Origin of the sequence: Micromonospora chaiyaphumensis (genome assembly GCF_900091435.1) — a bacterium.
GTDB classification, from domain to species: Bacteria; Actinomycetota; Actinomycetes; order Mycobacteriales; family Micromonosporaceae; genus Micromonospora; species Micromonospora chaiyaphumensis.
Map to the genome: position 1 here is coordinate 153738 of NZ_FMCS01000004.1, position 21279 is coordinate 175016.

Genomic DNA, 21279 nt, shown 5'->3' on the forward strand with positions numbered 1-21279 from the left:
GAACACCCGCCTCCCTCACGCCACCTGCTCTGATGACGGGGGACGCGGACAGCGGGTTGCGACTGTTCCGTCGGGAATGCGACAGGAGCCCGTGGCCCGCGACCACCATGGGTCACGGACCACGGGCTCCCGTGGTCGGCTCGGCGTCAGCCGTTCGGTGTCGGTGAGGCCGAGGGCGAGGCCGGCGACGACGCCGGGGGGCTGCCGCTGGGGCCCGGGCCGGGCGACGGGTTGGCCGCCGCCTGCGCCTGCTGGAACGCGGTCATGGCCTCGTCGAGCGCCTTCAGCGCCCGCCCGTACCGCTCGAAGTCACCGGACGCCTGCGCGGCCTTGACCTCGCCGATCGCGCTCTGCACCTTGCCGGCCGCCTCGGCCAGCTCGCCGGTGAGCACCGGCGGTGCGGTGCCGCCGGTCGTCGGCGGGTTCTCGCCGGTGGTCGGCGGCGGGGCGCCGCCCGGTGCCCGCTTGCCCTGCTCGACGAGCTGCTTGATGCCGTCGCTCAGGTTGTTGGCCAGCACCACGTACGAGCCGCCGTCGCCGTAGGAGAGCAGCACCTTCTGCAGCAGCGGGTACGCGTCCTGGTTGCTGCTCTTCACGTAGACCGGCTCGACGTAGAGCATGCCGTCGGCGAAGGGCAGCGACAGCAGGTTGCCGTACTGCACCTGTGCCTGGTTGGACGAGAGCAGGTTGAGCTGCTGCCGGATGTCGCCGTTGTTGGTCATCTGCTGGTGCACCTGCGCCGGCCCGGAGATGCGGGTCTGGTCGGGGAGCTCCAGCACCTCCAGCTGGGGCCGGCCGTCGACGTACGACCCGGAGACCAGCGCGGCCAGGTTCTGCCGCCCGTTCGGCGTCACCGCCGCGGTGAGCTGGAAGCGCGGCCCCTCCTGCCCGGGGAACTGGGTGAACAGGTAGTACGGCGGCTGCTTCTGCCCGCTGTCCGGCGCGTCCGGCACGTTCGGCACCTGCCAGAAGTCCTGGCCGGAGTAGAAGTCGCCGGGGTCGGTGACGTGGAACTTGGTGAGCAGGTTGCGCTGCACCTTGAACAGGTCGGCCGGGTAACGGAAGTGCGCGGCCAGCTCCGGCGGGATGTCGCCCTTGGGCAGCACCAGGTCGCCGCCGAACGCCTTGTTCCACGCCTTGAGCACCGGGTCGGTGTCGTCGAAGTTGTAGAGCTTGACCGTGCCGTCGTACGCGTCGACGGTCGCCTTCACCGAGTTGCGGATGTAGTTGACGTTCTCCCGGGCCAGCTGGAAGGTGCCCCGCCCGGTCAGCTCGTCGGCCGTCTCGGCCTGGAGGTTGACCCGCTCCGCGTACGGGTAGGTCGCCGCCGTGGTGTAGCCGTCGATGATCCAGATGACCCGGCCGTTCACCACCGCCGGGTACGGGTCGCCGTCCAGGGTGAGGAACGGCGCGACCTTCTCCACCCGGTCCCGCGGGTTACGCACGTAGAGCAGCTTCGAGTCGTCGTTGACCGCCTCGGAGAGCAGGAAGTTGGACTCCTGCTCCTTGATGGCGTAGAGCAGCCGCCGGGTGAACGAGCCGATCTCGACGCCGCCCTCGCCGGTGTAGGTGTAGTACTGCTCGCCGCCGGTGGAGGTCGGCCGGTCGAACTCGACGTTGCGCTCGCCGGTCTGCCCGACGATCGCGTAGTCGTCGGGCTCCATGCGCTCGCCGTAGTAGATCCGCGGCTGCTGGGCCGGGATCTGCTCGGCCTGCGAGGAGCACGCCTCCTGGGCCTTCTCGCCGAGGAAGCCGGAGACGAAGTACGGCTGGCCACCGCAGACCACCTGGTTCGCCGGGGCGGCGACCATGCCGTAGCCGTGGGTGTAGACGGTGTGCCGGTTGATCCAGTTGCTCTGCTGGTCGGTCAGCTCGCCGTAGTTGATCTCACGGACGCCGACCACGTAGTCGGAGGTCTTGCCGCTGACCGCGTACCGGTCGATGTCCAGCTTCGGGCCGAAGTCGTAGAAGCCGCGCACCTGCTGGAGCTGCGTGTACGTCTCGGAGACCAGCTGCGGGTCGAGCAGCCGGACGTTCTGCACCACTGACGTGTCGGTGGCCAGGCTGGCCGGCGGGACGAGGTTGTTCGCCGCGTACCCGCTGCTCTTCGTGTCGGCCAGCCCGAACGCGGCCCTCGTCGCCTTGATGCTGCGCTCGATGTACGGCGCCTCCTTGTCCCGGGCGCTCGGCTTGACCTCGAAGGTCTGCACGGCCCACGGGTAGATGCCGCCGATCGCCACCGCCGAGACGCCGAGCAGGGCGAGCGCGATGCCGGGCCAGACCAGGTTCCGCATCCACGCGTTGGAGAAGACGATGATCGCGACGGCCACCACGACGGCGATCCAGGCGAGGATTTCCTTCGCCGGGAGCAGCGCGTTGATGTCGGCGTAGCCGGCGCCGTAGAGCTTGGCGCCCTCGTTGTACTCCAGCAGCATGGCCCGCTGGTCCAGCACGTACGCGATGGCCTTGAGCAGCACGAACACGGCGACCAGCGAGCTCAGGTGGGCGCGGGCGGCATTCGTCATCCGGTCCCCGACGCCCTGCAGCCGCACCCCGCCGAAGATGTAGTGCACGGCCAGCGCGCCCAGCAGGGCGAGCACCACGGCGGTGAAGCCGACGCCCAGCAGGTAGCGCCAGAACGGCAACTGGAAGACGTAGAAGCCGACGTCGACGCCGAACTCCGGGTCCTTCACGCCGAAGCTGCCGCCGTTGCGGAACAGCAGCCACTGGCTCCACCGGCCCTGCGCCGACAGGCCGGCGAAGAGCCCGATGACCGCGGAGGCCAGGGCGATCCAGGTGCCGAGCCGGGGGCTCAGCAGCATCCGGTAGCGCTCCAGGGTGGCCTGCTCGGCGGAGTGTGGGCGCAGCTGCGGCCGCAGCCGGTAGGCCAGCCAGAGGTTGCCGGCGACGATCACCCCCATGCCGAGCCCGATCACCAGGAACAGCAGCAGCCGGGTGGCGAGCACGCCGGTGAAGACCTGGGTGTAGCGGACCTCGTCGAACCAGAGCCAGTCGGTCCACGCGTTGACGCCCCACCCGAGCAGGGTGAAGAGCACGAACACCCCGATCAGGACCCCGATGGTGACGCGTCCGCGCCGGCTCATCCTCGGCAGGGGGCTGCTACGCATGACCACTGTTGGCTCCGCACGCTCGATGTGATCGGCTCCGACCAGGCACCCAGAGTACGGGGTGTTCCTGAACGCGTCGGGTCAAGGTCACGTCACGATCGTCCGGTGGCCCGGCGGGCCGGGTGCGGTGGCGGGTCGGCGGCGGGTCGGCAGGGGTCAGCAGCGGGTCGGCTGGCCCCCGGCGCGGAGCTTCTCCAACGCCGTCAGCGCGTCGTCCAGCGACGCCACCTTGAACAGCGGCAGGTCGGGCTGCGGGTTGCGGACGGCCTCGGCGCAGTTGTCCGCGGGCACCAGGAAGACCTTCGCCCCGGCCTGCTTGGCGCCCACCAGCTTCTGGGCGATGCCGCCGATCGGGCCGACCCGGCCCTCGTCGTCGATGGTGCCGGTGCCGGCGATGACCGTCCCCCCGGTCAGGTCGGCGGGCTGCAGCTTGTCCACGATGCCCAGGGCGAACATCAACCCGGCGCTGGGGCCGCCGATGTCGCCGAGGTCGATCTTGAGGGTGAACGGGTGCGGCTGCTGCTGGTCGATCTCGATGCCGATGCGGGGCCGGCCGTCCTGCTCACGGCTGGTCACCGTGGCGGTGGCCGGCGCACCGGCCCGGGTGTAGCCGATCTTCAGCTCGGTGCCGGCCGGCTTGGCCCGGATCAGCTCGGTGAGCCGGGCCGCGCTCGTCACCGGCTGGCCGTCGACCGAGGTGATCACGTCGTTGGCCTTGAGCACGTCGACCGACGGCCCACCCGCGGTGACCGCCTTGACCAGCACCCGGATCGGGTAGCCCAGCTCGCGCAGGGCCGCTGTCTCGGCGCTGGTCTGCGAGTTCTGGAAGTCCTCGGCGTTGCGCTGCTCGACCTCCTCCTGCGACTCCCCCGGCGGGTAGACCAGCTCGCGTGGCACCACCGCCTCGTCCTTGGAGAACCAGCCGGCCAGCGCCGACCGCAGCCGGACGGTGGGCTGCACACCCACCGTGGTCAGCCGGAGCTGCCCGGCGGAGGTGGACGTCGCCCGGCCGGAGACCTGGATGATCTCCTTGCCGTCCTCGCTGCCCAGGGTGTTGACGGTCGGGCCGGGACCGAGCACCACGTACGGGATCGGCACGCTCAGCACGCCGACGCTGAGCAGGGCGGTGAGCAGTGCACCGAGGAGTACGGTCACGCCGCGACGTCTCATGCGCCAGAGCGTACCGATCCGGCCCGGAACGTCCGGCGCGGTGACCACCGGACTTCGCCCTCAGCGCAACGCCGACGCACGCGACCTGCGGCGGGGCGCGCGTACCGTAGAGGTCGTGCCTGATATTCCGTTCGGCTTCGCGCTCCCGGGTGGGCAACCACCAGACCCCAACGATCCCGCGCAGATGCAGCAGTTCATGTCGCAGTTGCAGCACCTGCTCTCCGCGCCGGGCAGCGGGCCGGTCAACTGGGACCTCGCCCGGCAGGTGGCCGCGAGCCAGCTCGCCGCCGCCGGCGACCCGGCGGTCTCGCCGTTCGAACGCAACGCGGTGGAGGAGGCGCTGCGCATCGCCGACCTCTGGCTGGAGCCGGCCACCTCGTGGCCCACCGGCATCCGCACCTCGGTCGCCTGGAACCGCAACGAGTGGATCTTCAAGACCCTCGACGTGTGGCGCAAGCTCTGCGATCCGGTCGCCAGCCGGATGGTCGGCGCCATGGGCGACCTGGTGCCGCCGGAGGCGCGGGCCCAGCTCGGCCCGATGCAGTCGATGGTCGCCACCCTGGGCGGCGCCCTCTTCGGCGGCCAGCTCGGCCAGGCGCTCGGCTCGCTCGCCGCCGAGGTGCTCTCCGCCGGCGACATCGGCCTGCCGCTCGGCCCCGCCGGCACCGCCGCGCTCATCCCCGCGAACATCCGGGCGTACGGCGAGGGCCTCGAACTGCCCGAGGACGAGGTCCGCCTCTACGTGGCCCTGCGGGAGGCCGCCCACCAGCGGCTGTTCCAGCACGTCCCGTGGCTGCGCGGGCACGTGCTCACCGCGGTCGAGAACTACGCCGCGGGCATCCGGGTCAACCGGGAGGCGATCGAGGAGGCGATGGGCCGGGTCGACCCGACCGACCCGGAGTCGATGCAGGCGATCGCCCTGGAGGGCATCTTCACCCCCGAGGACACCCCGGCGCAGAAGGCGTCGCTGGCCCGGCTGGAGACCGTGCTCGCCCTGGTCGAGGGCTGGGTGTGCCACGTGGTCGACAGCGCCGCGGGCGACCGGCTGCCGAACGTGGTCCGCCTCGGCGAGGCGTTCCGCCGCCGCCGGGCCGCCGGCGGTCCGGCCGAGCAGACCTTCGCCGCCCTGGTGGGTCTGGAGCTGCGGCCGCGCCGGCTGCGCGAGGCGACCGTGCTCTGGTCGGCACTCACCGAGCACCGCGGGATCGCCGGCCGGGACGCGATCTGGGGACACCCCGACCTGCTCCCGTCGGACGAGGACTTCGCCAACCCGGAGGCGTTCGCCGCGACCACCAGCGACCTGGACGAGGAACTGGCGAACTTCGACTTCACGGCGCCCGGCGCGCCGGAGGAGCAGACGCCGGGCGAGGACGACGACAAGTCCTGACACCGCACGTCCGCCGGGGCCCGCACGAGTCCTCGTGCGGGCCCCGACGCAGCTTCGGGCACCCGTCAGCCGGGCTGGCCCCGGCGCGCTTGAGGTGCTCGCCGGCCGGGCTGGCCCCGGCGCGGCTCGAGGTGCTCGTGAGCTGGGCTGGCCCGGGCGGGGCTTGAGGTGCTCGTCAGCCGGGCTGGCCGGAGAGCAGCGCCCGGGTCGCCTCCCAGCCCTCGAAGGCCGGGTCGAGGGTCGCCAGGTCGGCCGGGCCGCGCAGCCGGCGCCAGCCGGCGGTGACCGCCACGTCGCCGGGGCGCGGGGCGGCCGCACGCACCTGGGCCGGCGCCGCGGTGTCCAGGTCAAGCGCCGGCAACCACTCCGGCACCGGCAGCCGGGCGGCCACGCCGAGCAGCCCCGCCCCGCTCCCTTCGACGGGGGCGACCGCGACCGGGCGGCTGGTCAGCGGCCGGAGCAGCTTGCCGAGGGTCAGCCCCGGCACGTCGGGCGCGTCGGCGACGATCACGGCCGCCTGGTCGTAACCGGTGAGCGCGGCGAACACCGCGGCGGGGGTGGGTTCGGGCACCTCGTAGACGGCCGTGCCGGGCCAGACCACCGCGTCGGCCAGCCAGCGGTCCTCCGGCGTCACCGCTACGGCGGTCTCCACCTCGTTGAGTGTGGCCAGCAGGTCCACCACGTCCTCGGCGAGCGCGCTCCGCCACCGCGCCGGATCGATGCCCGGGGGCGTCCACCGAACCGGACCAAGCAGCGCCACCACCACACGTCGAGCCACCCGACGACCCTAACCCGCGGCCCGCCGCCGCCCGCACGGCTGCAGATCCCCACGATCTTGACGAAGTACCGTCCCCACCGAACGGCAACCCTCCAAGCTCTCCCCACCCCGATCGTCGATCATGAAGTTAGCCGCGACAAACCGGGCGAAACGCGCGGCTAACCTCATGATCGACGCGGCGGGGCGGCGCGGGGAGAGAGGGAGGGGGTCAGTCGGTCAGGGGGACGCCGGTGGTTGCCGCTACGCCCTCCAGGTAGCCGCGGGCCCGCTCGCTCTTCGGGTAGCGGCCGACCAGGGCCCAGAAGGCGGCGTTGTGGCTCGGCACGATGAGGTGCGCCAGCTCGTGCAGCAGCACGTAGTCGATCACCCAGTCGGGCATGTCCTGGATGCGGTGGGAGATCCGGATGGTGCGGTCGGCGGGGGTGCAGGAACCCCAGCGGCCGTTCTGGTTGGTCACCCAGCGGACGCTCGCCGGGGCGGCGGCCGCTCCGTGCTCGGACAGGTAGAGGTTGATCAGTCGGGTGGCCCGGGCCAGCAGCTCGGCGTCCGAGCGGGCGAGCCGGCCCTCGCGGGCGGCGAGCCGGGCCAGCATCCGGTCGACCCACTCGCTCTCCTCGGCGCGGGAGAACTGGTCGGGGATGAGCACCACGACGCGTTCCCCGTCGCGGTACGCGGACACCGTGCGCCGCCGGCGCTGGCTGCGCCGTACTTCGACGACGGGCTTCCGCGTCCCGGCCATCACTGGTCCGCGCAGCCTCGGATGACTGTCACGAGGGAAAGCTAATGCGTACTGACCAGGGGTCCGCAAGAGTCAACACGACGACACGCGCCCGGAAAATGGCGGTTGGTCGTCAGGAGTCCTGAAAAATTTCTTTGCGGCGGCAGTTGACCATCACCTGCGGGCCCCTGTCAACGTTAGGTGATCTACGGACGAGCTGTCGCGGTGGGGCTGCCCCGAAGGGGGATCTGTGGGCATTCACCCGGCGTGTCCCCGCGAAACTGACTTATCCGACGTAACGCGGCATGCACACTCTCGACGTCGACTTACTCACAGAGTCGACGCACAGCTGACATGGAACCGCCCAGACCTGGGTAGGGTCCGCCAACCAGCGGTCATGTGAGTGATCGCGGAGAACCCCCCGGCGCCGGCGCCACGCGTGGCCCGCCGCAGGGAAACCCGCCGGAGGCGTCCGGTGGACGAGACGAGGAGGGCTACCGTGGCCGACCAGGCCCAGACCTACAACGGTTACTGCGTGAAGTGCAAGGAGAAGCGGGACTTCGAGGGCCGCGTGGAGGTCTCGAAGACCGGCATGAACATGGCCAAGGGCAAGTGCCCGGTGTGCGGCACAACAGTGAACCGCATCCTGGGCAAGGCCAAGGTCTGACCCGCCCGGGTCGCACGGGGGAGGGGTGGCGGCAGCCGCCCCTCCCCCGTCGCGTACCCGACAGTCGCTACCGGCGGGTTGTGGACAACCCGGGTTTTCCTGTGGACAACCCTGGCCAGGGCCCGGCGCACCTGTGGACAACGATCGACGGAGAGCGCGGACACGGTCACGATTCGTGGCGTGACCGACCCGACGCCCCTCGCCCGTCCGACGCTGCTGCCCGGCCTGACCCGGCTCTGGCGGGACCGGCACACCCTCCAGCTCGGGGTGGAACCCGGCCGGGCCGTGCTGCTGGAGGTGACCAGCCCGGGTGCCGCCCGGCTGCTCGACCTGCTCGACGGCACCCGTAGCGAGCGGGCCGTGCTCGCCGCCGCCACCGAGGCGCGGGTCCCGCCGGCCGAGGCCCGGATGCTGCTCGACACGCTCCGGGCCGCCGCTCTCGTCGTACCCGCGCAGAGCCTGCTCCCCCGCGACCTCACCGGGCCGGTCCGGGCCCGGCTCGCCGGCGAGGCCGACGCCCTGGCACTGGCCGCGCCCGCCCTGCCCGGCACGCCGGCCCGGCTGCTGCGCCGCCGGCGCGCGGCGCGCGTGCTGGTCAGCGGGGTCGGGCGGCTCGGCGCGGCGATCGCCGTCGCGCTGGCGCAGGCCGGGGTCGGGCACGTCGTACCCGATCTGGCCGGCCCGGTCCGCCCGGGTGACCTGGTGGGGACCGGCCTAACCGGCGCGGAGCTGGGCCGCCCGCTGGCACCGGCGGTGCGCGCGGCGCTGGCCCGGTGCGCGCCGGGCACGGCGACCGCGCCGCTCCGGCCCGGCCGGGCCGACCTGGTGGTCCAGCTCGGCGCGGACCGCCCGGCGGCCCTGCTCGCCGCCGGCTACGCGCGCCGCCGCCAGCCGCACCTGCTGGTCGACCTGCGCGGTGGCGTGCCGGTGGTCGGCCCGCTGGTCCGCCCACCGGTGGGCCCCTGCCTGCACTGCCTCGACCTGCACCGGACCGACCGCGACCCGGACTGGCCGGCGCTCGCCGCCCAGCTCGCGGCCGGCAACGGCGACCGGGCCTGCGCGGTCACCACCCGGCTGGCGGCGGCGGCCTACGCGGTGGCCGAGGCGTTGACCCACCTCGACGGGGGCATTCCGGAGACCCTGGGCTGTGCGGTCGAAATCGGGCAGCCTGGGCGGTTTCGGCACCGCCGGTGGCCGCCGCACCCCGCCTGCGGATGCTCGGGGCGTCGCCCGATCCGGTCGGCCGCATCCGCTCCCGGCCGCACAGCAGCAGCGGGCCCGCCGAGTCGGTAACAATGACCGGGTGACCGACATCCCGCGCCGGGCCGTGTCCCGGACCGCCAAGCTCGCCGCTCTGCCGCTCGGTTTCGCCGGTCGGACCGTCCTCGGCATGGGCAAGCGGGTCACCGGGCTCGCGTCCGACGTCATCTCCGCCGAGATCCAGCAGCGCACGGCCGAGCAGCTGTTCAGCGTGCTCGGGCAGCTCAAGGGCGGGGCCATGAAGTTCGGGCAGGCCCTGTCGGTCTTCGAGGCGGCGCTGCCCGACGAGATCGCGGCGCCCTACCGGCAGGCGCTCACCAAGCTCCAGGAGGCCGCCCCGCCGCTGCCCGCGGCGACCGTGCACAAGGTGCTCGCCGAGCAGCTCGGGCCGGACTGGCGGGACCGGTTCGTGGAGTTCAACGACACCCCGGCCGCCGCGGCCAGCATCGGCCAGGTGCACCGCGCGGTCTGGCGTGACCCGGGCTACGGGCCGAACGGCGGCCCGCGCCACCGGGACGTGGCCGTGAAGATCCAGTACCCGGGCGCCGGGGACGCCCTGCTCGCCGACCTGAAGCAGCTCTCCCGGCTGGGCGGCATGTTCCGCGCGATCCAGCCCGGGCTGGACGTCAAGCCGCTCCTCGTCGAGCTGCGTGAGCGGATCACCGAGGAGCTGGACTACGAGCTGGAGGCCGAGTCGCAGCGCGCCTTCGCCGCCGCGTACGCCGACGACCCGGACATCTACATCCCCGAGGTGCTCGACGCCGCGCCCCGGGTGCTCATCACCGAGTGGGTCGAGGGCACCCCGCTGTCGCAGATCATCCGGGAGGGCACCGAGGAGCAGCGCGACGAGGCCGGGCGGCTGATGGCCGAGCTGCACCTCTCCGCGCCGATGCGCGCCGGGCTGCTGCACGCCGACCCGCACCCGGGCAACTTCCGGCTCCTCCCCGACGGCCGGCTCGGCGTGATCGACTTCGGCGCGGTGGCCCGGATGCCGGAGGGCACCCCCGAGCCGATCGGCCGGATCGCCGCACTGGCCCTGCGCGACGACGCGGACGCGGTGGTGGCCGGGCTGCGGGACGAGGGTTTCGTGAGCCCCACCGAGCCGATCGACGCCGAGGGGGTGCTGGACTTCCTCCGGCCGATGCTGGAGCCGATCGCCGCGGACGAGTTCCGGTTCACCCGGGCCTGGCTGCGCGCCCAGGCGGCCCGGCTGGCCAGCCCGCGCTCCCCCACCTACCAGCTCAGCCGGCAGCTCAACCTGCCCCCGTCGTACCTGATGATCCATCGGGTGACGCTGGGCTCGATCGGAGTGCTGTGCCAGCTGGAGGCGAAGGCGCCCTACCGGGCGATCCTGGAGCGCTGGCTGCCCGGCTTCGCCCCGGTGAGCTGACCGACGCACGCCGAAGGGGCGGTGACCGTACGGTCACCGCCCCTTCCGTGGTGTAGGGATCTAGAGAACGCCCAGGTCGCGGGCCGACTGGCTGCGGCCACGCATGGCGACGGTACGGGCGGAAGTGGTTGCCTCAGTGCTCGTGGTGGTGCCGGCCTGAGGCCGGCGCATTCGAGCCCGGGACAACGCTTCGTGGAGTAGTTGCATCTCGGTTCCATTCGGCAGGTGCAGCATCGGTTTCGGCTTTCTCGCGGCCGGTGAAATCACCGGCGGGGACGTTGGAACGGGGTTGTGTCAGGCTGCCAGCCGGACGGAGCTCCGCGACTCGGACAGCCCGCTGGCCGCCAGTCGCGCCTCCGCCTCGACCCGGAGCTGGGCGTCACGGGCGAGGTCCTCCTTGCGCGGACGGCCACGGGGCCGCTTGCGCGGGACGACCGCGCCACGCTCGAAGATCTCGCCGCCCCAGACGCCCCAGGGCTCGGCCCGCTCCACCGCGCCGGCGAGGCACTCGACGCGCAGCGGGCAGTCCCCGCAGAGCGACTTGGCCAGCTCGAGCTCGGCAGGCGAGTCGGAGAACCACAGGTCGGGGTCGAACTTCCGGCAGGGCAGGTTCGCCTCCACCTCGACGCTCACGTCGAGGGGGGCCAACGCCAGACTCATCCTCCGGTCACCTCTCTCTCACTTCGATCTCGTGGATCGCATTTCCGACGTACTTCGGCACTACGGCGGTGCAAAAAAACTGAGGCCGCGGATCCCGGTGTGCGGGTTCCGCGGCCTCGAGGTGAGCCGGTGGTCTGGTGGATCAGACCGGTCTACCTCGAGGTGGAACGCCGCGGACATCCGTGCGCTTCTTGACGTCACCGATGCCCATGCCCGTGAAGCCACTGGTCCCCTCGATCTCCGCCAGCGGCGCGACGGTCAGGTTCAGCTCGGCCTGAACCTGGACCTGGTGCACCTGCGGAGCCGACGGTCGAGCGGCAAGGGCCACCCGGACGGACGACAGCGGAGCGCAGGCAGCTGGCATCGCCGCCAGACGCTCATAGGTGAAGATCTCCACGGGTGCCACCTCCCTCAACGTTCCTCGTGCCGACCTTGGACTCATCCCCCGTGAGCAGCCAGAATGGCGCCGCTCGCGAGGTGTGCCATGAGGCTATTCCTCGCCTCGGGGCGAGGGCAAACGATTTACGGCTAGATTTCGAAACTTTTCTGCGGGCAGACATCGTCCACCCCCGCACCGGCCACCAGGGCCAGCACCGTATCGCCGTAAAGTCCCAGTTTGCGGGGGCCGATCCCGGCGATTGCGACCAGCTCCTCGGTGCGGCCCGGCTTCCGCTCGGCCAGCGCGGTGAGCGTGGCGTCGGTGAAGACCACGTACGCCGGCACCTTCTGCGCCCCGGCCACCCGCTGCCGCCACTCGCGCAGCCGCTCGTACAGCTCCTCGTCCAGGTCGGACGGACAGGTCGGGCAGCGGCCCAGCTTCCGGTCCGCACCGGCCAGCAGCGTGGCGCCGCAGATCCGGCAGGAGACCACCTGGGTGCGCCGCCGCTCGGTGCGCCGGGCCGCGCCCGCGCCGGCCCGCTCGCCGCCGCCGGAGCGGTCCAGCTGGGGCAGGAAGCGGGACGGCCGCCGGGCCCGGCCACCGGGCGAGCGGGCCGCCGCGTACGACAGCCAGAGCCACTCCCGGGCCCGGGTGATCCCCACGTAGAGCAGCCGACGCTCCTCCTCGACCTGCTCGGGGGTCTTCGCGTAGGTGGTGGGCAGCGTGCCCTCGGCCAGCCCGACCAGGAAGACGGCGTCCCACTCCAGGCCCTTGGCCGAGTGCAGTGAGGCGAGCGTCACCCCCTCCACGGTGGGCACGTGCTGCTGGGCGGCCCGCCGGGCCAGCTCCTCGTTGAAGTCGCTCAGGCTGACGGGGCGCTCGATCGCGGCGGCCTCACCGATCGGCACGACCTCGGGCGTCGCCGCGTACTCCTCGGCGAGCTGGAGCAGGGCGGCGAGCGCCTCCCACCGCTCGCGTGCCGCGCCACCGGCCGGGGGCGCGTCCGGCGCCCAGCCGACCGCGGCGAGCCCCTCCACCACGGCGGCCGGCAGCGGGGTCTCCCCCGGGATCGACCGCGTGGCGGCGCGCAGCGCGACCATGGCCTGGCGCACCTCGGGGCGCTCGAAGAAGCGCTCCGCCCCCTGCACGACGTACGGGACGCCGGCCTCGGTGAGCGCCTTCTCGTACGCCTCGGACTGCGCGTTGGTGCGGAACAGCACGGCGATCTCGCGGGCCGGGGTGCCGCCGTCGACCAGCGCCCGGCAGCGGGCCGCGACCGCGTTGGCCTCGGCCGGCTCGTCGGTGAAGATCCGCAGTTCGGGCTCAGGGCCCGGCGGGCGCTGGCCGTGCAGCTCCAGCCGCAGCCGGGCCTCGGCGCCCCGGGCCTGGGAGATCACCGCGTTGGCCAGCCCGACCACCTGTGGGGTGGACCGGTAGTCCCGGACCAGCCGGACCACGGTGGCGTTGCGGTGGCGGCGCGGGAAGTCGACCAGGTAGGAGGAGGTCGCCCCGGTGAACGAGTAGATGGTCTGGCTGGCGTCGCCGACCACGGTGAGGTCGTCCCGGCCGCCGAGCCAGGCGTCCAGCAGCCGCTGCTGGAGCGGGTTGACGTCCTGGTACTCGTCGACCACGAAGTGCCGGTACTGGCCGCGGACCTGTTCGGCGACGTCGGCGTGCTCCTCGATCCCCCAGACCGCGGCGCGCAGCATGTCCTCGAAGTCGATGACCCCGTTGCCGCGCTTGAGCCGCTCGTACGCGGCGAAGACCTCGGCCACCTTCGCCGGCTCGTGCGGGGTCTCGCGCAGCGCCTTGGCCGCGGCCACCACGTACTCACCCGGTTCGACCAGCGACGACTTGGCCCACTCGATCTCCCCGGCCAGGTCCCGGGCGGCGGCCCGGTCGGCGCGCAGGCCCACCTTGGCGGCGGCCAGGGTCACCACCCGGACCTTGCTGTCCAGCAGCTCCGGCATGGCCCGGCCCTCCAGCAGCCGGGGCGCGAAGTAGCGGACCTGGCGCAGCGCGGCGGCGTGGAAGGTGCGGGCCTGGACGCCGCCCACGCCCAGCCCGGTGAGCCGGGCCCTCATCTCGGCGGCGGCGCGGGCCGTGAAGGTGACCGCCAGCACATGCCGGGCGGAGATGTCGCCGGTCAGCGCCCGGTGCGCGATCCGGGAGGTCACGGCCCGGGTCTTGCCGGTCCCGGCGCCGGCCAGGATGCAGACCGGGCCGGCCGGGGCGGTCACCGCGGACCGCTGCTCCGGGTCGAGGCCGGCCAGCACCCGTTCCGCCGCTGAGTGAACCACCACAGCCAGGAATCATTCCAGCCTCCGGCGATGTTGCAGCGACTAGCCTGGCCTGACCGGACCGGGCTCGAGTCACCCCTTGGAGGACCTGACCATGTTGACGATGTATTCCACCTCGTGGTGCGGCTACTGCCACCGGCTGAAGTCGCAGCTCGACCGGGAGGGCATCGGGTACGAGGTGGTCGACATCGAGCAGGACACGAAGGCCGCCGAGTTCGTCATGAGCGTCAACGGCGGCAACCAGACCGTCCCGACGCTGCGGTTCGACGACGGCAGCGCCCTGACCAACCCCTCGATCGTCCAGGTCAAGCAGCACCTGGCCAGCCTCGCCGGCTGACCCGGCCGCACCCTGCGACCAGCGGCCGCCCCTGCCCGGGGGCGGCCGCTGTCGCGTCTATGGCGTCCGGCGCCGGCGTGTCGCGGCGAGCACCTCGTGGTCGAGCGGGCGGCGCGGGGCCGGCACGTGGACCAGGACGGGCCGGGGCGCGGTGAGCCGCCGGCCGTGCCAGAGGTAGAGGCCGGCGGCCGTGGTGGTCACCCCGACCAGGGCGAAGAGCAGGCGGTAGTCGAACACGCCGACGAGCAGCGCGCCGGCCCCGATGGAGACCGCCTGCGGGCCGCTCACCACCGCCTCCGCGGCGGCCGCGACCCGGCCCAGCAGCCCCGGCGGGGTCCGCCGCTGGATCAGCGTGTTCAGCCCGACCATGGTCAGCGGCAGGGAGACCCCGGCCAGCAGCAGGGCCACCACGCCGAGCCAGAGCCGGGGGTACGCGAGCGCCAGCGCGGCCGGACCGAAGAAGGTCACCCCGGCGGCCAGTGCGCCCACCTCGCCGGCCCGGCGCACCACTGCGGCGGAGACGAGCCCGCCGGCCAGCCCGCCGACCCCCTGCACGGTGACCAGCACACCGACGAACGCGGCGTCCCGGCCCAGCCCCAGGTCGACGTACGCGAAGATCAGCGACTCGGTGAAGCCCATCATGAGCGAGCCCAGCCCGTACCCGAGCAGGGCCCGGCGCAGCGCGGGGTCGCCGGCCAGGTGGCGCAGCCCGGCGCCCAGCCCGGCCGGCCAGCGACGCGCGGGCCGGGCCGGCGCCGTCTCGGTGACCCGGAGCACGCCGACCACCGCGGCGGCGGCGAGGAAGCCGGACATGGCCAGGGCGACCAGCAGCCAGCCGCCGACCGCGGCGTAGAGCCCGGCCCCGGCCAGCGGGCCGACCAGCCGCAGCCCCTGCCGGACGGTCTGCAGCACCCCGTTGGCGTCGGCCAGCAGGTCGCTCGGCACCAGGTGCCGGATGAGCCCGCTGAGCACCGCGCTCAACGTGATGTACGACAGTCCGTACAGCGCCGCCACCACGTAGATCACCCAGACGTCGGCGCGGTCGCGGACCGCGAGGAGCGGGCAGAGCAGCAGCGCCGTGCCGAGGTTGGCGGCCACGAAGAAGGGCCGGCGGCGGCACCGGTCGACCACCCAGCCGACCAGCGGGGCCAGCGCCATGGGCGCGATGACGGCGAAGATGGTCGCCCCGGCCATGCCGTCCGACCCGGTGAGGTCCTTGACCCAGACGGCCAGGGCCAGCAGCAGGATCGACTCGGCCGCCATGCTCGCCAGCAGCGCGACGAAGAGCAGGCGGAAGTCGGGGCGGCGCAGGACGGTGCGCATCGGGCTCCCTCCGGTTTTTGTCGCGTGACACGCCCCCGCCGGACCCTCCGACACCGGTCGCGCCGTCCATACTGACCGTGGGGGGCGAATTTCATACAGTTACCGTCGCGTCCTGCGACGGTCGACGGGAAAGAGGACACCGTGCCTCCTGCCGCACCAGGCCCGATCCTGCGCCGTCGCAGGCTCGGCACCGAGCTGCGCCGACTGCGCGAACAGGCCGGCCTCACCGGCGACCAGGTCATCGAACGGATCGGCTGGGCCTCCGCGTCCAAGCTGTCCCGTCTGGAGAACGGCCGCAGCCGTCCCGACCCGGACGACGTCGGCGTCCTGCTGACCCTCTACGGAGCGGAGGGTGAGCTGCGCGAGGAGCTGCTGGGGATCACCCAGGAGGCCGGCGACATGCGCGGCTGGCTGCGCAACTTCCCGGTGATGACCCCGCAGCAGCGCGGCTTCGCCGAGCTGGAGGCGGGGTGCGCGGAGATCTCCGAGTACAACCCGGTGCTGGTGCCCGGGCTGTTGCAGACCCCGGGCTACGCCCGGCACCGGATCATGTCCGCGGCCCAGGTGGCCGAGGAGGCCGGCGACCTGGAGATCGAGGACCCGGAGACCGAGGTACGCGCCCGGCAGGCCCGCCAGTCGCTGCTGACCCGCTCCCCCGACGCGCCGCGCTACACGGCGGTGCTGGAGGAGGCCGCGCTCGGCCGCCGGGCCGGCCCGCCCGAGGTGCTGCACGAGCAGATCGTCCATCTCTGCGAGCTGGCCCTGCTGCCGAACGTGACCCTGCGCCTGCTGCTGCGCGACACCCGGGTCGGCGACTGGTATCTCCCGCCGACCGCCTTCTCGGTCTACCGGTTCGCCGATCCGCTCGATCCGGAGACGTTGGCCATCGAAGGTGGGTTCACCGACGTCATGTCGACCGAGGCAAACACCCTAAATCGCTATAAAGTGGTGTTCGAGTGGCTATGCTCGGCGGCGCTCTCCGCATCGGACACCCTCTCCTGGCTGATCGAGGCGACGGGACGGCTGACCGGCACGGCAGCCGAGTCCACAGTGGCGTTCGGGCCGACAACGGCGCCGACCCAGCGCCGCCGCGACTCGGGGCGCCTGACGACGGACCGGTGATCCACGGGGACCGTCCGGCCTGCGGCGTCACTCGTCCCCATCGGAGCACTCCAGACCAGGAGCAGAACCATGAACGAGATCCGCAACAGCTCGTCCGAGCAGCTCGCCGGCCTCGCCTGGCGCAAGAGCACCCGCAGCCAGACCTCGAACTGCGTGGAGGTCGCGCCCCTGCGCACCGGACCCGAGGCGGTGGCGCTGCGGGACAGCAAGGACCCACGCGGGCCGGTGCTGCTGTTCAACCGGGCCGGCTGGCTCGGCTTCATCGCCGGGGCGAAGAACGGCCAGTTCGACCTGAACTGATCTGGCGAGGTCACGGGGGCCGTCGGCGTGCTGCCGGCGGCCCCTTGCGCGTCCACCCCCGACAACCGTGCTGAGCCGGGGTCACCCGATCGGTCGATGCCGCGAACGATAGGCGGGTTTCACTTGCTGTGACGACGCGCGGGCGTAACATGACGCAAGAGTGACGTGGAAGTTGCAGTCTGCATCCGTCCGTCCGCACCCGGGGGCCACCATGCGGTTCCTGATCGTCCGCACCGAGATCCGTGCCGCCGCCGACAGCGACATCGCCGCCGCGTGGGCCGGCGGGGGTCGGCTGCGGGACGAGACGAGCCTCCCGGAGTCCCGCCGCCAGGTCGTCCACGCCGAGGACCGGGACGCCGCCCTGCTGCTCGCCCGGGCGCTGTCCACCGTGGGGGCCGTCCGGGCCGGCCGGCACCGCGTCAAGGTGCTGCCCATCGAGGACCTGGCACCGGGTCACCCGTACCACTGGGGCGGCAGTTGACCCGCTGACGTCCGTCGTGACCGGACCGGCTCCCCCGCCGCGTTCCACGCCTTTTTCGGTCACGACGGCCCGTGTTCCCGGCCCGAGACCGCCGCGGCAACGACGGTCCGGGCCGGGACTCCGTCCAGCCCACGCCCACCTCATGATCACCGGGGTCGGTTTCGCGGACGGTCAGCTGATCGCCCGTCAGCAGTGGCCGTCGAGCCAGCGGTGGACCAGGAAGAGGGCGATCGACGAGGGTGGCGGGAGGAGCAGGCGGTCGCCGCCGTCGACCCGGACCGGCTGGCCGGCCAGCGCCGCGCCGATCTCCCGCCGGCTGAACCAGCGGGCGTGGGCGATCTCGGCCGGATCCACCCGGATCGGCGCGTCCGCGTCGGCGCGGGCCAGGAAGCCCAGCATCAGCGAACCGGGGAACGGCCAGGACTGGCTGCCGGCGTACCCGATCTCCTCGACCTCGACGCCGACCTCCTCGCGGACCTCGCGCAGCACGGCGGCCTCGGCCGACTCCCCCGGCTCGACGTAGCCGGCCAGGCAGGAGTAGCGGCGCTCGCCCGGGGTGCTCGGCCAGGTGGCGTTGTTGCCGAGCAGGCAGCGCCCGTCCGGGCCGTCCACGTCGTCGTGCACCAGCACGATCATCGCCGGGTCGGTACGCGGCCAGATCCGCCCGCCGCCCGCGTCGACGCGGGACCAGCCGGCCTCGTCCACCTGGGTCGCCTGCCCGTTCGACGAGGAGAAGCCGTGCCGCACGTGCCAGTTGAGCAGCGCCAGCGCCGTGGTGAAGATCCCGGCGTCGCGGTCGGTCAACAGGTGGCCGACCTCGCGCAGGTTGACCCGGCGGGTGCCGGCCAGCTCGGGCAGCGGCGCGTCCACCGCGAAGACCGGCACGCCGTCCGCCTCGACGCCGAGGAACATCGGCACCGACCGGGGCACCTCGGGCAGCTCACCGGAGCCGACCAGCACCAGTTCCGGTGGCGCCGCCTCGCCGCGGACCAGCGCCCGGCCGTCGTCGGTCGAGTCCAGCACGAGCACCCGCGCCTGCTCCCACGCCTCGGCGAGCCAGCCCGGGTCGGTCCGCCGGTGCGCCGCCCGGTCGAGCGTGGTCCGGGCCAGCGGTGGAGCGGGCTCGCCCGTCACGCCGTGCCTTCTTTCGTTCGCGACTGCGGGGCTCGCAGGCCCGGCTCACTCCTCGCGCTCACGCGGACTCCGTCTGGACCGGCGCCAGCGTGGCCAGAGAGTCCGCCACCTTCTCGGCGTCGCCGAGCACCACGGTGACCGCCCGTGCCGGGGCGAGGTAGCGGGCCGCCGCCGCGGCCACGTCGTCCACCGTCGCCGCGGCCAGCCGGGCGGCGTGCTCGGCCAGGAAGTCGAGGCGCAGCCCGTTGCCGGCGTACGCGCTGGTCAGCGACGCCAGGCCGGCCTGGGTGGACATGCCGAGCTGGAGCGTGCCGAGAGCATACTGGCGGGCCTGCTCCAGCTCGTCCGGCTTGGGCGGCAGGGCGGCCAGCCGGCCCAGCTCGTACATGGTCTCCAGCAGGGCGGGCGCGGTCACCTCGGTGGCCACCTCGGCGGCGGCCACCAGCACCGACCCGGCCACCGAGTGCTCGACCAGCGAGTGCGGCCCGTACGTGTAGCCCTTGTCCTCGCGGATGTTCTCCACCCAGCGGGAGGAGAAGTAGCCGCCGAAGACCAGGTTGGCCAGTTGCAGCGCGGCGTGGTCGGGGTGGGTGCGGGGCACCGCGGGCAACGCGAGCCGCAGCGACGACTGCACCGAGCCGGGGCGGTCGACCAGCAGCAGCGGACCGGGCTCCAGCGGCGGCGCGGGCGGCAGCTCGGCGGGCTGCCCCTCCCCCTTCCAGCCGGAGAGCGCCTGCTCGGCGGCGTCCAGGGCCCGCTCCGGCTGCACGTCGCCGACCAGCACCAGCACCGCGCCGGCCGGGTGCACCCGCTCGGCGTGCAGCCGGCGCAGCACCGGCGGCTTCACGGCGCGCACCTGGTCGGGCTCGGGGGTCTGGACGGCGTACGGGTGCCGGCCGTAGATCCGCTTGAGCAGCGCGGTGCGGGCCAGGTGGGCGGGCTGGCTCTGGGCCACCTGGATCCGGTCGACCAGCCGGTCCCGCTCGGTCTCCACCCAGTCGGCCGGGTAGGTGGCCCCGGTGAGCACGTCGGCGAGCAGCTCCAGCATCCGGTTGAGGCCGGTGACCAGGCCCGCGCCGGAGAGCATGAGCCGGTCCGGGTCGATGCCGGCGGAGAGCCCACCGCCGACCTTCTGCAACTCGGCGGCGAGCTGGGTCGCCGTGTGCGTCTCCGTGCCGGAGAGCAGGGTCTGGGCGAGCATCCCGCCGCGGGCCAGGTGGGTACGCCCGAACGGCATCCAGAGCCGCAGCTCCACCAGCGGGATCGCGCTGCGGCGTACGGCGATCACGGTGAGGCCGTTGCCGAGCGTGCGTTCGGCCTGCTTGGGCAGCTTGAGCCTGCGGTTGGGGCCGAGCGCCGGCAGTGGCCGGGTACCCGTCTCGACGGTCGCACTCATCGGGCACCTCCGGCGATGACCTCGATCGACGCGCGGCGCTCCGGCCGCAGGGTGGCGGCGGCGGCCTGGACCTGCTCGTCGGTCACCTCGCCGACCAGCCGGGGCAGCTCGTTGAGCAGGCCCGGCTCGCCGCGCTGCTGTTCCAGGACGGCCATCCGCAGCGCCCGGCCGAGCACCGCGTCGGTGTCCCGCAGCAGGTGGGTGGCCATTCGCGCCTGGGTCCGGGCCAGCTCCCCCTCGGTCAGGCCGTCGGTGGCCAGCCGGTCCAGTTCCTCGTCGACGGTGCGCAGCACCTTGTCCACGTCGCCGCCCGGCGGCAGGTGCGCCTGGAGCAGCAGCGCGGTGGGGTCGCGCACGTCGAACGGGTCGCCCATGAAGCCGAGGTAGCCGCCGAGGCTGGTGACCGAGCGGTCCCGCTGGACGAGCCGCTCGACCAGCCGGGAGGCGTCGCCGTCGGTGAGCACCTCGGCCAGCACCACGTACGGGAGGTAGCCGGCGAAGTCGGTCACCGGGTCGGGCACCCGCCAGGCACCGGCCACCGCCGGCAGCGGGGCCAGCTGGTCCGTGTACGAGGTGCGCCGCTCCGCGGTGAGGTCGGGTTCGGCGAAGTCGGGGCGCTCCGGCGCGGGCCGGGCCGGCACGTCGCCGAAGTGCCGCTCGATCAGCGCGGTCGCCTCGGCCACGTCGACGTCCCCGCTGACCGCCAGGACGGCGTTGCCGCTGGCGTAGTAGCGGCGGAAGAAGTCGGCCGCGTCGCCGACGGTGGCCGACTCCAGGTCGTCGAAGGAGCCGTAGCCGTCGTGCGCGTTGGGGAAGGTGTCGAACATGACCGGCGGCAGGGTGAGCCAGGGGAACCCGCCGTACGGCCGGTTGAGCACGTTGACCCGGATCTCCTCCTTGACCACGTCGACCTGGTTGCGCAGGTTCTCCTCGGTCAGCCGGGGGCCGCGCATGCGGTCGGCCTCCAGGAAGAGCGCCCGCTCCAGCGCGTTGCTGGGCAGGGTCTCGTAGTAGTCGGTGTAGTCCAGGTGGGTGGAGCCGTTGAAGGTGCCGCCGGCGCCCTGGACGTGCCGGAAGTGGGCCAGCTTCTCCAGGTTCTCCGAGCCCTGGAACATGAGGTGCTCGAAGAGGTGCGCGAAGCCGGTGCGTCCCTCGGGCTCGGAGCGGATGCCGACGTCGTAGACCACCGCCACCCCGATGACCGGGGCGCTGCGGTCGGGGGTGAGCACCACCCGCAGGCCGTTGTCGAGCGTGAACCGCTCGACCGGGTATTTCGTCGCTGGAATTCTCGCTCTCCGCGTCGGCACGTGATCGACCCTACTGCGTCCGCCGCACGTGCACCGGCGGTG

The 21279-nt window shown here is 73.1% G+C and carries 19 protein-coding genes; 8 read left to right on the plus strand and 11 right to left on the minus strand.

Annotated elements, in window-relative coordinates; genetic code table 11:
• Positions 1-146: 146 nt before the first annotated feature.
• Together GA0070214_RS12740 and GA0070214_RS12745 are read right to left on the minus strand one after the other, a co-directional pair.
• The gene (locus tag GA0070214_RS12740; RefSeq protein ID WP_208602747.1) at positions 147-3128 is read right to left on the minus strand and encodes a UPF0182 family membrane protein; all 2982 of its coding nucleotides are present in this window, start codon (positions 3126-3128) and stop codon (positions 147-149) included.
• A 156-nt stretch (positions 3129-3284) separates the two neighbouring features.
• Positions 3285-4298 carry a YlbL family protein gene (locus GA0070214_RS12745; RefSeq protein ID WP_167364264.1) on the minus strand — a complete coding sequence of 338 codons (1014 nt, stop codon included), beginning with the start codon at positions 4296-4298 and terminating at the stop codon, positions 3285-3287.
• A gap of 184 nt (positions 4299-4482) precedes the next feature.
• Between GA0070214_RS12745 and GA0070214_RS12750 the strand changes: the two genes are divergently transcribed.
• Positions 4483-5685 (plus strand): zinc-dependent metalloprotease, encoded by a 1203-nt coding sequence (locus tag GA0070214_RS12750; protein ID WP_091262406.1) that lies wholly within the window; start codon positions 4483-4485, stop codon positions 5683-5685.
• Between the two features lie 175 nt (positions 5686-5860).
• Here GA0070214_RS12750 and GA0070214_RS12755 read toward each other — a convergent pair whose 3' ends face one another.
• Entirely contained in the window at positions 5861-6463 is a 603-nt protein-coding gene (locus tag GA0070214_RS12755; RefSeq protein WP_091262408.1) for a hypothetical protein, read from the minus strand.
• A 208-nt stretch (positions 6464-6671) separates the two neighbouring features.
• Positions 6672-7202 carry a M48 metallopeptidase family protein gene (locus GA0070214_RS12760; protein WP_091262409.1) on the minus strand — a complete coding sequence of 177 codons (531 nt, stop codon included), beginning with the start codon at positions 7200-7202 and terminating at the stop codon, positions 6672-6674.
• A 478-nt stretch (positions 7203-7680) separates the two neighbouring features.
• Here GA0070214_RS12760 and GA0070214_RS31830 point away from each other — a divergent pair, with 478 nt between their 5' ends.
• The 3 genes from GA0070214_RS31830 to GA0070214_RS12770 all read left to right on the plus strand — a co-directional run bounded on the left by GA0070214_RS31830 (position 7681) and on the right by GA0070214_RS12770 (position 10498).
• A complete protein-coding gene (locus tag GA0070214_RS31830; protein WP_012014940.1) occupies positions 7681-7848 on the plus strand; it encodes a DUF5679 domain-containing protein in 168 nt (55 codons plus the stop codon).
• A 180-nt stretch (positions 7849-8028) separates the two neighbouring features.
• Positions 8029-9141, plus strand: coding sequence for a ThiF family adenylyltransferase (locus GA0070214_RS12765; protein WP_091262411.1), 1113 nt, complete (start codon positions 8029-8031; stop codon positions 9139-9141).
• 10 nt (positions 9142-9151) lie between these two features.
• Positions 9152-10498, plus strand: coding sequence for an ABC1 kinase family protein (locus tag GA0070214_RS12770; RefSeq protein WP_091262414.1), 1347 nt, complete (start codon positions 9152-9154; stop codon positions 10496-10498).
• A 294-nt stretch (positions 10499-10792) separates the two neighbouring features.
• Here the strand turns inward: GA0070214_RS12770 and GA0070214_RS12780 are convergent, their stop codons facing one another.
• From GA0070214_RS12780 to GA0070214_RS12790, 3 genes are all read right to left on the minus strand, one after another.
• Entirely contained in the window at positions 10793-11158 is a 366-nt protein-coding gene (locus tag GA0070214_RS12780) for a WhiB family transcriptional regulator (RefSeq protein WP_091262418.1), read from the minus strand.
• Positions 11159-11300: 142 nt separating this feature from the next.
• On the minus strand, positions 11301-11555 hold the full coding sequence (locus GA0070214_RS12785) for a hypothetical protein (protein ID WP_091262419.1): 255 nt from the start codon (positions 11553-11555) through the stop codon (positions 11301-11303).
• Between the two features lie 131 nt (positions 11556-11686).
• Positions 11687-13840, minus strand: a complete 2154-nt coding sequence (locus GA0070214_RS12790) for an ATP-dependent DNA helicase UvrD2 (RefSeq protein ID WP_091262421.1) — start codon at positions 13838-13840, stop codon at positions 11687-11689.
• A 91-nt stretch (positions 13841-13931) separates the two neighbouring features.
• On the opposite strand from GA0070214_RS12790, the gene GA0070214_RS12795 reads away from it, so the two are divergent.
• Positions 13932-14174 (plus strand): mycoredoxin, encoded by a 243-nt coding sequence (locus GA0070214_RS12795; protein WP_091263090.1) that lies wholly within the window; start codon positions 13932-13934, stop codon positions 14172-14174.
• Between the two features lie 57 nt (positions 14175-14231).
• Here GA0070214_RS12795 and GA0070214_RS12800 read toward each other — a convergent pair whose 3' ends face one another.
• Positions 14232-15497, minus strand: a complete 1266-nt coding sequence (locus GA0070214_RS12800; RefSeq protein ID WP_091262423.1) for an MFS transporter — start codon at positions 15495-15497, stop codon at positions 14232-14234.
• 141 nt (positions 15498-15638) lie between these two features.
• On the opposite strand from GA0070214_RS12800, the gene GA0070214_RS12805 reads away from it, so the two are divergent.
• The 3 genes from GA0070214_RS12805 (at position 15639) to GA0070214_RS12815 (ending at position 17400) form a co-directional block, all read left to right on the plus strand.
• Positions 15639-16619 carry a helix-turn-helix domain-containing protein gene (locus GA0070214_RS12805; protein ID WP_091262425.1) on the plus strand — a complete coding sequence of 327 codons (981 nt, stop codon included), beginning with the start codon at positions 15639-15641 and terminating at the stop codon, positions 16617-16619.
• Between the two features lie 69 nt (positions 16620-16688).
• Positions 16689-16919, plus strand: a complete 231-nt coding sequence (locus GA0070214_RS12810) for a DUF397 domain-containing protein (RefSeq protein WP_091262427.1) — start codon at positions 16689-16691, stop codon at positions 16917-16919.
• Positions 16920-17130: 211 nt separating this feature from the next.
• The gene (locus tag GA0070214_RS12815; RefSeq protein WP_091262429.1) at positions 17131-17400 is read left to right on the plus strand and encodes a hypothetical protein; all 270 of its coding nucleotides are present in this window, start codon (positions 17131-17133) and stop codon (positions 17398-17400) included.
• Between the two features lie 186 nt (positions 17401-17586).
• On the opposite strand, the gene nudC is transcribed toward GA0070214_RS12815, so the two are convergent.
• From nudC to GA0070214_RS12830, 3 genes are read right to left on the minus strand one after another with little or no spacing between them, the layout of a single operon-like run.
• Positions 17587-18534, minus strand: coding sequence for an NAD(+) diphosphatase (gene nudC / locus GA0070214_RS12820; protein ID WP_091262430.1), 948 nt, complete (start codon positions 18532-18534; stop codon positions 17587-17589).
• Positions 18535-18592: 58 nt separating this feature from the next.
• On the minus strand, positions 18593-19930 hold the full coding sequence (locus GA0070214_RS12825) for a M16 family metallopeptidase (RefSeq protein WP_091262432.1): 1338 nt from the start codon (positions 19928-19930) through the stop codon (positions 18593-18595).
• A complete protein-coding gene (locus GA0070214_RS12830; RefSeq protein ID WP_091262434.1) occupies positions 19927-21237 on the minus strand; it encodes a M16 family metallopeptidase in 1311 nt (436 codons plus the stop codon). Before GA0070214_RS12830 ends, GA0070214_RS12825 begins: the two co-directional genes overlap by 4 nt.
• Between the last annotated feature and the right edge of the window lie 42 nt (positions 21238-21279).